Below are 11,617 nucleotides of genomic sequence, written 5' to 3'. Positions count from 1 at the left end.
GGTGCTCAGAACCTCTCCGGGAAAACGAGGGCGAGGACCAGGTAGCCCAGGAGGGCGACGGCCACGACCAGACCGACGATGTTCTCGATGCTCACAGCTTCGTCACCCCCTTGGCGACGAGAGCCACCAGCGCGAAGACCGCGACACAGGTGACGACGAAGGCCACGTCGGCCATCGTGTGCTCCTAGAGAGTTCGGACATGAACGGACCTCTAGAGGAAACATCCGATACCGACCGGCACAGCGTTCGTTGACGCCTCCCTTACGGCCATTAGCGCCCCCTTGACGGGATTCATACGGGAGCGCCCCGGACCTGCGAAAACGCCGCTGGGCCGGAACCCCGGCAAGGGGTTCCGGCCCAGCGGAAGGGCACAATCCGGCCGTCTGTGCGCGGCATTCGGGCCGCTCAGGGGCGGCCGTGCGTCAACGGATCTCGGAGATCTCCGGGCCGCGCTGGAGGCGCTCCACGCCGCCCGCGAAACGCGACTGGCCCTCGTCCTGGAGACCCTCGGCGACCATCTGCGCGTCGTCGGGCAGCTTGAGGACGATCGGGTCGCGCGGGGCCATCGGGGAATCGCCGCGCAGGACGACGGTGTCCCGGAAGATCTGCTCCAGCATGCCCGCGGTCTGCGGCTGCACGGCGCCCTGGCCCGAGATCACACCCCGCAGGAACCAGCGCGGACCGTCACAGCCCACGAAGCGCACCAGCTGCACGCCGTTCGTCCCGTCGGGCAGGGCGACGGGCACCTGGGCCCGCAGCTCCCAGCCCAGCGGGCCCTGCACCTCGTCCACGACACCGCCCTGCTGGGTGATGCCGGCCGCGATCTCGTCGCGGACCTCGCCCCAGATGCCCTCGCGCTTGGGGGCGGCGAAGGCCTGCAGCTGCACGGCGCTGTCGCGCAGCACCACGGTCGCGGCGACGATCGCGTCCCCCGCGACCTCGACCCGGAGCTCCATGCCCTCGACGCCGGGCACGTAGAGCCCGCCCAGGTCGACGCGGCCCTCGGCGGGGGCCTGCACCTCGGAGACGTCCCACGGCCCGTCCGGACGGGGCTCGGGCTCCAGGCGCACCCGGTGCGCCTCGGCGTCCTGTGCGCCCTCGTCGGCGAGGGAGTCCTCCGCGGTCTGCTCGGAGATCACGTCGTCGATCCGTTCGACGGCGTCCTCGCTGCGCTTGCGACGACCGAACACGTCACTGTCCTTCCCGGTCAGAGGCGACCGAAGCGAATCCATGCCCCACGGCGTCGTGGCCCCCGGTGGACCCGAAGCCCCCTTCGCCCCGCGCCGAGCCGGGAAGCTCCGCCACCTCGTGGAAGCGGACCTTCTCGACCTGCTGGACAACCAATTGGGCGACGCGGTCGAACCGCTCGAACCGCACGCTCTCGCGCGGGTCCAGATTGACCACAATCACCTTGATCTCTCCACGGTACCCGGCATCGATGGTCCCCGGGGCATTCACCATGGAGACCCCGCAGCGGGCGGCGAGACCGGACCGCGGGTGCACGAAGGCCGCGTACCCGTCGGGCAGCGCGATCGACACCCCGGTGGGCAGCACGGCCCGCTCGCCGGGCGCCAGGACGGCGGCCTCGGTGGTCACCAGGTCGCAGCCGGCGTCGCCGGGGTGCGCGTAGGAGGGAAGCGGAACAGCGGGATCGATCCGGTGGATCAGGACGTCGACGGGCTGACGCATCAGGGGTTCACCTCGAAGGCTCGGACGACCTTCAGCTGGTCGGGATCGGAGAGCACCGCCTTGATCTCGGCGGGACGGCCGTTGTTGACGAAGTGCTCCAGCTTGACCTCGATGAACACCGCGTCGGCGCGGACCGCGACCGGCCCCTCGGGGCCGCCGATCCGGCCGGTGGCCGTGCAGTAGATCTTGCGGCCGTGCACCGCGGACACCTCGGCGTCCAGGTGCAGCACGGTGTCGACGGGGACGGGCAGCACATAGTCCGTCTCCAGCCGGCCGGTCACCGCGATGACGCGGGTCAGCCAGTTCAGCGACCCCAGCGTCTCGTCCAGCGCCGTCGCCAGCACTCCGCCGTGCGCCAGGCCGGGGGCTCCCTGGTGGGCCTCCCTGACCCGGAACTCGGCCGTGACGCGCACGCCCTCGCCGGCCCGCACCTCCAGGTGCAGGCCGTGCGGGACACCGCCGCCGCAGCCGAAGCAGTTGTCGTAGTGCGCCCCGATGACCTCGCCCGGCGCGGGGGCCTCGGGGTGCCGCACCGGCGGCCGGGCATCGGCCGGCGGTGTCAGCGCTGTCGTTCGTCCACTCACAGGGGCTGACCTTACCCGCGCGAGCGGCACCCGGTCCCGTCCGTGCCAAGCTTGGGCTCATGCAGCCTTACGAAGAACGCCTGACCGCGCCCGGATCCTGGTGGGCCGTCGCGGTGCTCGTCGGGGTCGCCATGGCCCTGATCCTGCTGCCCCTGGGCGGGATCGCGACGCTCGCCGGTTTCGCCGGAGGGGCGGCCCTGGCCGCGATCGCGGTGAGCTCCTACGGCTCGGCGCGGATCCGAGTGGTGGGCGGCGCCCTCCTCGCGGGGGACGCGCGGATCCCCGTCGAGGCCCTGGGCGAGGCGCAGGTCCTCGACGCCGAGGAGGCGCGTGCCTGGCGGACCCACAAGGCCGACACCCGGGCGTTCATGCTGCTGCGCGGCTATGTGCCCACCGCCGTGCGGATCGAGATCACGGACCCGGACGACCCGACGCCGTACGCCTATCTCTCCACCCGCTCCCCCGAGCGGCTGGCGGCGGCCCTGGAGGCGGCCCGGGGCGTCAGGAGCTGAGCCCGGGGCGCCCGTCGGCCTCCGGGGCCGGCAGCTCCTCCCAGGGCACCTGGCGGCGGCGCAGGTCGGTACGGACCTTGGCGGCGAGCTTGCGGGTGTCCCGGCGGTTCATCACCGCGCCCACGGTGGCGCCGATCATGAACGGCGTGAGGCTGGGGAGGTTGCGGAAGGTGCGCTTGAGGACCTGCTGGCGCAGCTCGCGCCGCAGCTGTCCGCCCAGCGCCACATTGATGGTCGTCGGCGCGGTGACGTCGACCCCGCGTTCGTCGGCCCAGGCGGCGAGGTAGGCCATCGCCCGCTGGCGCAGTGTGCCGGGCGCCCGGAGGCCGTAGACCTCGTGCAGCTCGGCGATCAGTTTGAACTCGACGGCCGCCACTCCGACGATCTCGGCGGCGAGCTCCGCCGGCATGGCCGGGGGCACCGGCAGCATCGCCGCGGCCCCGATGCCGGCCCCCACGGTGGACGTGCCGTTCGCGGCACCGGCCACCAGCTTGTCGGCGATCTCCTCCGGTCCGAGCCCCGGGAACTGGGCCCGCAGGGTGGCGAGATCGCGCACCGGGATCCGCGGGGCGTTCGTGACGATCCGGTCGGCGACGACGGTCAGCCCCGCCTTGACGCCCCGGCTCCATCGCCGGGCCCGTCCCTGCGGCTCCGTGTCGGCCGGAGCCTCGATGCCGCGGCCGGCCGCGGCGAGCGAGGCCGTGCGGCCCCGCTCGGCGTCGGTGTCGGCCGCGCCGTCCGGTGCGGCCTCCTGCGGCCCCGTGCCGTCCCCCGCCGGCCCCAGGGCCCGGATGCGCCGTGCTCGCCGCTTCCGGAAGGGTTCCGAGCCTGCCATGGCAGACCCGCGCCTCACTCGCAGTCGCGGCAGATCGGCTGGCCGTTCTTCTCGCCGGCCAGCTGGCTGCGGTGGTGCACGAGGAAGCAGCTCATGCAGGTGAACTCGTCGGCCTGCCGGGGCAGGACGCGAACGGACAGTTCCTCGTTGGAAAGGTCCGCGCCCGGCAGTTCCAGGCCCTCGACGGCCTCGAACTCGTCGACGTCGACGGCCGAGGCCGACTTGTCGTTCCGCCGGGACTTCAGTTCCTCGATGCTGTCCTCGTTGACGTCATCGTCGGTCTTGCGTGGGGTGTCGTAATCCGTTGCCATGTCGCTCTCCCCCTCTGGGTGTCTGCGGTGTCTCCAGCGCACGTAACGCGTGAGGAGCCGGACTTGTGCCCGACCCGAGGCGGAGATTTTGCCTCACATCAAGGTCTGTTACTCAATCGACACCCAACCGCACACCTGAAGAGGTGATCGGATCGGGTGGCGAACGGGACCGTACACGGTCCGCAGGCCGCTCGTCGCGGCGCCATCTCCTGTACTTCCCGTGATCAAGACCCCCGGAAACCCCCATTTTCCCGGCGTTCCAGGGGAGCCTCCGCTCACGGAGAGTAGATGGCCGGATGTCGCCCCATGTGATCGATCACACACAACAACAGCGCCCACCAGACCGGGAAAATTCCGCGCAAAGCGAACCCGTGCCCGCCGTATTGTCGCAGATTCCCCGGAGCGGTGACGTCGCGCCGGGGAGTCTGTCAGGTCGTCCCTCAGGCGGGCAGGACGACCCTCATGACCAGCCCGCCGCCCTCCCGGGGCACCGCCGTGATCCGGCCGCCGTGCGCCCGGGCCACGGAGCGCACGATGGACAGTCCCAGGCCCACGCCCTTGTCGCTGCCGGTGCGCTCGGTACGCAGCCGGCGGAACGGCTCGAAGATGTTGTCCAACTCGTAGGCGGGCACGACCGGGCCGGTGTTCTCCACCACCAGCACCGCCTGGCCCGGCTGCGTCTCGGTGGTGACCTCGACCCAGCCGTCCGGGGTGTTGTAACGGACGGCGTTCTGCACCAGGTTGAGCGCGATCCGCTCCAGGAGGACACCGTTGCCCTGCACCACAGCGGGCTGCCGGGTGCCGCGCAGCTCCACGCCCTTGGCCTGGGCCTCGGCACGGGCCTGGTCGAGAGCCCGGTCGGCGACCTCCGCGAGATCCACGGGCTTGCGGTCCACGATCTCGTTGTCGCTGCGGGCCAGCAGCAGCAGGCCCTCCACCAGCTGCTCGCTGCGCTCGTTGGTGGCGAGCAGCGTCTTGCCCAGCTGCTGGAGCTCGGGCGAGGCCCCGGGGTCCGAGAGGTGCACCTCCAGGAGGGTGCGGTTGATCGCCAGCGGGGTGCGCAGCTCGTGCGAGGCGTTGGCCACGAAGCGCTGCTGGGCCGTGAAGGCCCGCTCCAGCCGGTCGAGCATCTCGTCGAAGGTGTCCGACAGCTCCTTGAGCTCGTCGTCCGGGCCGCCGAGCTCGATGCGCCGGGTCAGGTCCGTCGCGGCCACCCGGCGGGCGGTGCGCGTGATCTTGCCCAGCGGGGAGAGGACCCGGCCGGCCATGGCGTAGCCGAAGGCGAAGGCGATCACGGCGAGCCCGAGCAGGGCCAGCAGCGAGCGGCGCAGCAGTCCGTCCAGGGCCAGGGCGCGCTGGTGGTCGGTGCAGGCCTTGACGCCCTTCATGAACTCGTTCTTGTCGCCGAGACTGGCGAGATCGGGGCAGTTGGTGGCGACCTGCACCTTGCCCTCGACAAGGCTGAACGGCAGCTCGCTGCCCTGCCGCATCGCGTCCGCGGCCAGCAGATAGATGATCGTCAGCAGCAGGACGCCGGCCATCAGGAACATCCCGCCGTACAGCAGGGTGAGCCGTATCCGGATGGTGGGCCGCAGCCAGGGGAAGGGCCGCACCACCGGCTGGCGGGGGTCCCAGGCCGGTCTGGGCGGGGAGGAGGGCTGCGGCGGCGCCGAGGGGGGTGTGGGGGTCTGAGCGGCCATCGGGGTCAGATCCGGTATCCCGAGCCGGGGACCGTGACGATCACGGCGGGCTCGCCGAGCTTGCGGCGCAGCGTCATGACGGTGACGCGGACGACGTTGGTGAACGGGTCGGTGTTCTCGTCCCAGGCCTTCTCCAGCAGCTGCTCCGCGGAGACCACGGCACCCTCGCTGCGCATCAGCACCTCCAGCACCGCGAACTCCTTGGGCGCCAGCTGCACCTCACGCCCGTCGCGGAAGACCTCCCGGCGGTTGGGGTCCAGCCGGATGCCGGCCCGCTCCAGGACGGGCGGCAGGGCGACGGTGGTCCGCCGGCCCAGGGCCCGTACGCGGGCGATCAGCTCGCTGAAGGCGAACGGCTTGGGGAGGTAGTCGTCGGCGCCGATCTCCAGGCCCTCGACCCGGTCGCTGACGTCGCCGGAGGCGGTCAGCATCAGGATGCGGGTGGGCAGCTGGAGCTCGATGACCTTGCGGCAGACGTCGTCGCCGTGGACGACGGGCAGGTCGCGGTCGAGGACCACGACGTCGTAGTCGTTGACGGCGATGCGCTCCAGGGCGGCGGCTCCGTCGTACACGACGTCGACGGCCATGGCCTCCCGGCGGAGTCCGGTGGCGACGGCATCGGCGAGCAGCTGCTCGTCCTCGACGACGAGTACGCGCACGGCGCTCTTCCTTCCGTGTGGGCCCGGTGGGCCGAGGGATGCGGACGGTCCGCGCGGGTGCCCCGAGCAGGCTCTGAACAGGCGCGACGGACCGTGGTGAGTGCCTCCATCGTGCCTCGTCACCCGGTAAACCGGCTGTAAGGGGTCCGGGACCGTCGGGTGGGACGGGGATTCGGGCCTGTTTGCGGACGGCATGTTTCCGTCCGGACGGGGGTGGGGAAGACGTCTGCACACCCGCGATCACGACCCTGTACCGCGGTACGCCCCGATCCGCCGTACCGCAGGGGTACCACCACGCACGTGATCGTTCCCGGCCGCCGGCCGGGACCCCCCGGCACACCCCCGTGCCAACCGAGCCGACCCAGGAGGGGGCGCAGCATGGACGCGTTCACCGCCGGCATTCTGCAGCGCATAGAGAGCACACGGCAGTCCCTCGACCGGGCCCGCCTCAGCGGCGACGACTTTCTCATCGACATGGAGCAGTCGCAGCTGGACGATCTGCACCGCCTCGCGGCGGAGCACGGCGTCGAGGTCAGCGCCGCCTGACCCCTGACCCGGTCCCGCGGTACACGAAGGAGCGTCCCGGTGCGTACGTCGCACCGGGGCGCTCCGTCATGAGCGGCCCCCGCCTCAGTCGTGCCAGGCGCCCAGCGCCTCCAGGCGGGCCTGGAGCGGCTCGAAGAGGCCGGGCGGGGCGGCGACGGTCAGCTCGCCGGAGGGGGCCCGGCCCGGGCGGCCGCCGGTGAGGGCGCCCGCCTCGCGGGCGATCAGGGCGCCGGCCGCGAAGTCCCAGGGGTTGAGGCCGCGCTCGTAGTAGCCGTCGAGCCGGCCGCAGGCGACGTCGCACAGGTCGACGGCGGCGGCTCCCGCCCGGCGGATGTCGCGCACCTCGGGCAGCAGGGCGCGCACCACCTCGGCCTGGGCGGCGCGGCGCTCGGCGAGGTAGCCGAAGCCGGTGCCGACGAGCGCCTGCGCGAACTCCGGCGCCGGGCGCACCCGCAGCCGCCGCTCGCCGCAGTACGCGCCCTCGCCGAGCACCGCCCGATAGGTCTCGCCCCGCATCGGTGCGGCGACCACGCCCACCACGGTCTCCCCGTCCGCCTCGGCGGCGATGGAGACCGCCCAGGAGGGCAGCCCGTACAGGTAGTTGACCGTGCCGTCGAGCGGGTCGATCACCCAGCGGACGCCGCTGGTGCCCTCGCTGCTGGCGCCTTCCTCCCCCAGCAGCCCGTCGTGCGGGCGGCGCTCGGCGAGGAAGTCGGTGATCAGCTTCTCGGCGGCGAGGTCCATCTCGGTGACGACGTCGACGGCGCTGGTCTTGGTGGCGGCCACGCCCAGGTCGGCCGGGCGGCCGTCCTTCAGCAGGGCGCCGGCCCGGGCGGCGGCCTCCAGGGCCACGGCCAGGAGCTCGGAGTTGCTCACGGTGCTTCCTTACGCGTACGGGCTGTCGGCGCCCGCGGCGGCGGGGCGGGGGGAACGGGCCGGGCAGCAGCCGACCGGGCACAGGTCGTGGGAGGGGCCGAGGGCGCCCAGGGCGCAGCGCTCGGGGCGCTCGCCGCGCTCGGCGGCGGCGCGCTCCAGGACCAGCTCGCGGACGGCGGCGGCGAAGCGCGGGTCGGCGCCCACGGTCGCGGCCCGGGCGACGGGCAGGCCCAGCTCGGCGGCCTTGGCGACGGCCTCGGTGTCGAGGTCGTACTTGACCTCCATGTGGTCCGAGACGAAGCCGATGGGGACCATGACGACGGCCGGGGCGCCCTCGCCGTGCACCGCCTCCAGGTGGTCGCAGATGTCGGGTTCGAGCCAGGGGATGTGCGGGGCGCCGCTGCGCGACTGGTAGACCAGCTCCCACGGGCGGTCGGTTCCGGTCTCCGCGCGGACCGCCTCGGCGATCGTCCGGGCGACGTCCAGGTGCTGGGCGACATAGGCGCCGCCGTCGCCGTGGTCCTCGGCGGGGCCCGAGGTGTCGGCGGCGGCCGTGGGGATGGAGTGGGTGGTGAAGGCGAGGTGGGCCCCGGCGCGGACCTCCTCGGGCAGCGCGTCGAGGGCGGCCAGGGTGGCGTCGACCATGGGGCGGACGAAGCCGGGGTGGTTGAAGTAGTGGCGCAGCTTGTCGACCCGCGGCACGGGCAGGTCCTCGGCCTCCAGGGCGGCCAGGGCGTCGGCGAGGTTCTCGCGGTACTGGCGGCAGCCGGAGTAGGAGGCATAGGCGCTGGTGGCGAGGGTGAGGACGCGGCGGTGGCCGTCGGCGACCAGTTGGCGCAGGGTGTCGGTCAGATACGGCGTCCAGTTGCGGTTGCCCCAGTAGACCGGCAGATCGAGGCCGGCGCCGGCGAGCTCCTCGCGCAGCACGCGGAGCAGCTCGCGGTTCTGCTCGTTGATGGGGCTGACGCCGCCGAAGAGGAAGTAGTGCCGGCCGACCTCCTTGAGCCGCTCGCGGGGGATGCCGCGGCCGCGCGTCACGTTCTCCAGGAACGGGACGACGTCGTCCGGGCCCTCGGGGCCGCCGAAGGAGAGCAACAGCAGGGCGTCGTACGGGGCGTGGGCTGGCTGATCCGACATGGCTCCGATCCTGCCACCCGCCACTGACAGCGGCCGCACCCGGCTCGGGTTACCCCCGGTGGCCCCGGTCCTGAAATTGCCGTGCGACGCACAGATGTTCACTCGTAAGCTGTATGGGCCACCCAAGGTCCTTACGGCACCCTCGTGTCGAACCTCTCCATCCCCACAGTGCGGAGTCGGCTTGTCCAGTCCCTACCGTGCGATATTCGCGGCCCCCGGCGCCAAGGCGTTCTCCGCGGCCGGGCTCCTCGGCCGCATGCCGCTGTCGATGATGGGCATCGGCATCGTCACCATGGTCTCCGAGCTGACCGGCAGGTACGGGCTGGCGGGAGCGCTCTCCGCGACCCTCGCACTGGCCACGGCCGTGATGGGCCCGCAGGTCTCGCGCATGGTCGACCGCCATGGACAGCGACGCGTCATGCGCCCCGTCACCCTGGTCGCGGCGGCCTCGACGGCCGCTCTCCTGCTGAGCGCCCAACAGGGCTGGCCCGAGTGGACCCTGTTCCTCTTCGTGCTGGGCGTGGGCGCCGTGCCGAGCGTCGGCTCGATGGTGCGGGCCCGCTGGTCGGCCCTCTACGGCGACTCCCCCGACCGGCTGCACACGGCCTACTCCGCCGAGTCCGTCATCGACGAGGTGGTCTTCATCGCCGGACCGATCCTCGCCATCGGCCTGTCCACCGGCTGGTTCCCCGAGGCCGGCCCGCTGCTGGCCGGCGCCTTCCTGGTGACCGGGGTCTTCTGGCTCACCGCGCAGCGCGCCACCGAGCCCGCCCCCGCGCCCGCCGCCCACCGCACCGGCGGCTCCGCGCTGCGCTCGCGCGGCCTGCAGGTCCTGGTGGTCACCTTCGTCGCCACCGGCGGCCTGTTCGGCTCCATCGAGGTGGTGACCGTGGCCTTCGCCGAGGAGCACGGCCACAAGGCGGTGTCCAGCGTGGTGCTCGCGGTGTGGGCCCTCGGATCGTGCCTGGCCGGCGCGGTGTTCGGACTGCTGCGCCCCAAGGGCGACCCGGCACTCCGCTGGTTGCTGGGCGTGTGCGCCATGGCCGTGAGTATGATCCCCCTCCAACTGGTCGGGAACCTCACGGTCTTGGCCATCGCGCTCTTCTTCGCGGGCCTGGCCATCGCACCGACGATGGTCACCACCATGGCCCTCGTCGGGCACCACGTACCCCGGGCGAACTTCACCGAGGGCCTGAGCTGGATGAGCACCGGGATGGCGGTCGGTGCGGCCCTCGGTTCGTCCGCCGCAGGCTCGGTGGTCGACGCCGCCGGGGCGGGCACGGGGTACGTGGTGCCCGGCACCGCGGGCGCGCTGGCCGCGGCGGTCGCGTTCCTCGGGTACCGCCGGCTGCGGCCGGCGCCGGAGCGGGCGGAGGCCTCCGTCCCGCGGGCAAGGGGAGGGGCTGGCGCACATGACGGGGACAGCGAGGACGAGCGCGTGGCGTAACTGGGCGGGGAACGTGACCGCACGCCCCGCGCGCACCGTGGCACCCGCCACGGCGCGCGGGACGGCCGAGGCCGTCGCGGCAGCGGCGGCGGACGGCCTGCGGGTCAAGGCCGTCGGCTCGGGGCACTCCTTCACCGCCGCGGCCGTCACCGACGGCCTGCTGATACGCCCGGAGCGGCTGACCGGCCTGCGGGCCGTCGACCGCGCCGCCGGGACGGTGACGGTCGGGGCCGGGATGCGGCTCGGCACGCTCAACCGGCTGCTGTCCGCACACGGTCTGTCGCTGACGAACATGGGCGACATCATGGAGCAGACCGTCTCCGGCGCGGTCGGCACCGGCACCCACGGAACGGGCCGCGATTCGGCCGCCGTCGCCGCGCAGTTACGAGGTCTGGAGCTGGTGATCGCGGACGGCTCGGTGCTGGAGTGCTCCGCGGCGCAGAACGCGGAGGTCTTCGCGGCGGCGCGGGTGGGGCTGGGCGCACTGGGCGTGATCACGGCGGTCACCTTCGCCGTGGAGCCGGAGTTCCTGCTGACGGCCCGTGAGGAGCCGATGTCCCTGGGCCGGGTCACCGCGGAGTTCGACCGGCTCGTGACCGAGAACGAGCACTTCGAGTTCTACTGGTTCCCCCACACCGAGCACTGCACCACCAAGCGCAACAACCGCAGCGAGGGTCCGGCGGCTCCGCTCGGCCGGGCCGCGGCCTGGGTGGACGACGAGCTGCTCTCCAACGGCCTGTTCGGGGCGGTGTGCGCGCTCGGCCGGGCCGTACCGGCGACCGTGCCCGGCATCGCCCGGCTCACCGGGCGGGCCCTGTCGGCCCGCACCTACACCGACATCCCGTACAAGGTCTTCACCAGCCCGCGCCGGGTCCGCTTCCTGGAGATGGAGTACGCGCTGCCCCGCGAGGCGGCGATGACCGCGCTGCGGGAGCTGTGCTCCGTCATCGAGCGCCGCCGGCTGCGGGTGAGCTTCCCCGTCGAAGTGCGGACCGCGCCCGCCGACGACATCCCGCTGTCCACCGCGTCCGGGCGGGAGACGGCGTACATCGCCGTGCACATGTACCGGGGGGCTCCCTACCGCGAGTACTTCTCCGCCGCGGAGCAGATCATGACCGCCCATGGCGGGCGGCCGCACTGGGGGAAGCTGCACTCGCGCGACGCGGAGTACCTGGCCGGGGTGTACCCGGAGTTCACGAAGTTCACTGCGGTGCGGGACCGGCTGGATCCGGACCGGGTGTTCGCGAACGCGTATCTGCGGCGCGTGCTCGGGGAGTGAATTCGCCCCTGGCCCGCCCTTCCACCGTTCCCGCAGCAGCAC

General features: G+C 72.8%; 14 protein-coding genes. 4 read left to right on the top strand and 10 right to left on the bottom strand.

The features are described 5' to 3' along the window. Positions 1-5 precede the first annotated feature (5 nt). From kdpF to AB8735_RS27950, 4 genes are all read right to left on the bottom strand, one after another. Positions 6-95 carry a K(+)-transporting ATPase subunit F gene (gene kdpF / locus AB8735_RS27965; protein WP_199895718.1) on the bottom strand — a complete coding sequence of 30 codons (90 nt, stop codon included), beginning with the start codon at positions 93-95 and terminating at the stop codon, positions 6-8. 327 nt (positions 96-422) lie between these two features. Next, entirely contained in the window at positions 423-1,190 is a 768-nt protein-coding gene (locus AB8735_RS27960) for a DUF3710 domain-containing protein (protein ID WP_344025285.1), read from the bottom strand. A 1-nt stretch (position 1,191) separates the two neighbouring features. Beyond that, entirely contained in the window at positions 1,192-1,689 is a 498-nt protein-coding gene (dut, locus tag AB8735_RS27955) for a dUTP diphosphatase (protein WP_344025287.1), read from the bottom strand. Further along, complete coding sequence (locus AB8735_RS27950) at positions 1,689-2,273, bottom strand: PaaI family thioesterase (RefSeq protein ID WP_344025289.1); 585 nt, start codon at positions 2,271-2,273, stop codon at positions 1,689-1,691. The genes dut and AB8735_RS27950 overlap by 1 nt, the downstream gene beginning before the upstream one ends. A gap of 59 nt (positions 2,274-2,332) precedes the next feature. Here AB8735_RS27950 and AB8735_RS27945 point away from each other — a divergent pair, with 59 nt between their 5' ends. Beyond that, entirely contained in the window at positions 2,333-2,785 is a 453-nt protein-coding gene (locus AB8735_RS27945; RefSeq protein ID WP_372410124.1) for a DUF3093 domain-containing protein, read from the top strand. On the opposite strand, the gene AB8735_RS27940 is transcribed toward AB8735_RS27945, so the two are convergent. The 4 genes from AB8735_RS27940 to AB8735_RS27925 all read right to left on the bottom strand — a co-directional run bounded on the left by AB8735_RS27940 (position 2,775) and on the right by AB8735_RS27925 (position 6,290). After that, positions 2,775-3,620: a hypothetical protein gene (locus AB8735_RS27940; protein ID WP_344025294.1), complete on the bottom strand. Its 846-nt coding sequence runs from the start codon at positions 3,618-3,620 to the stop codon at positions 2,775-2,777. The two genes, AB8735_RS27945 and AB8735_RS27940, sit on opposite strands and share 11 nt — an antisense overlap. Positions 3,621-3,634: 14 nt before the next feature. Further along, positions 3,635-3,931, bottom strand: coding sequence for a DUF4193 domain-containing protein (locus AB8735_RS27935; protein ID WP_004949312.1), 297 nt, complete (start codon positions 3,929-3,931; stop codon positions 3,635-3,637). A 440-nt stretch (positions 3,932-4,371) separates the two neighbouring features. Continuing rightward, positions 4,372-5,631 (bottom strand): sensor histidine kinase, encoded by a 1,260-nt coding sequence (locus AB8735_RS27930; protein WP_372410121.1) that lies wholly within the window; start codon positions 5,629-5,631, stop codon positions 4,372-4,374. A gap of 5 nt (positions 5,632-5,636) precedes the next feature. Then, entirely contained in the window at positions 5,637-6,290 is a 654-nt protein-coding gene (locus AB8735_RS27925; RefSeq protein WP_344025302.1) for a response regulator transcription factor, read from the bottom strand. Positions 6,291-6,668: 378 nt separating this feature from the next. On the opposite strand from AB8735_RS27925, the gene AB8735_RS27920 reads away from it, so the two are divergent. Beyond that, positions 6,669-6,836: a hypothetical protein gene (locus AB8735_RS27920; protein WP_344025304.1), complete on the top strand. Its 168-nt coding sequence runs from the start codon at positions 6,669-6,671 to the stop codon at positions 6,834-6,836. 84 nt (positions 6,837-6,920) lie between these two features. Here the strand turns inward: AB8735_RS27920 and AB8735_RS27915 are convergent, their stop codons facing one another. Next, positions 6,921-7,712 (bottom strand): inositol monophosphatase family protein, encoded by a 792-nt coding sequence (locus tag AB8735_RS27915; protein WP_344025308.1) that lies wholly within the window; start codon positions 7,710-7,712, stop codon positions 6,921-6,923. Positions 7,713-7,721: 9 nt separating this feature from the next. Next, on the bottom strand, positions 7,722-8,849 hold the full coding sequence (locus AB8735_RS27910) for a ferrochelatase (RefSeq protein WP_372410119.1): 1,128 nt from the start codon (positions 8,847-8,849) through the stop codon (positions 7,722-7,724). A gap of 181 nt (positions 8,850-9,030) precedes the next feature. On the opposite strand from AB8735_RS27910, the gene AB8735_RS27905 reads away from it, so the two are divergent. Then, positions 9,031-10,296, top strand: a complete 1,266-nt coding sequence (locus AB8735_RS27905) for an MFS transporter (RefSeq protein WP_372410117.1) — start codon at positions 9,031-9,033, stop codon at positions 10,294-10,296. Further along, complete coding sequence (locus AB8735_RS27900) at positions 10,262-11,575, top strand: D-arabinono-1,4-lactone oxidase (protein ID WP_372410115.1); 1,314 nt, start codon at positions 10,262-10,264, stop codon at positions 11,573-11,575. The genes AB8735_RS27905 and AB8735_RS27900 overlap by 35 nt, the downstream gene beginning before the upstream one ends. Positions 11,576-11,617: the final 42 nt, after the last annotated feature.

Origin of the sequence: Streptomyces luteireticuli (assembly GCF_041519305.1) — a bacterium.
Lineage (GTDB): Bacteria > Actinomycetota > Actinomycetes > Streptomycetales > Streptomycetaceae > Streptomyces > Streptomyces luteireticuli.
The sequence above is the reverse complement of the archived record's forward strand: the minus strand, read 5'-3'. Positions and strand labels throughout refer to the sequence as shown.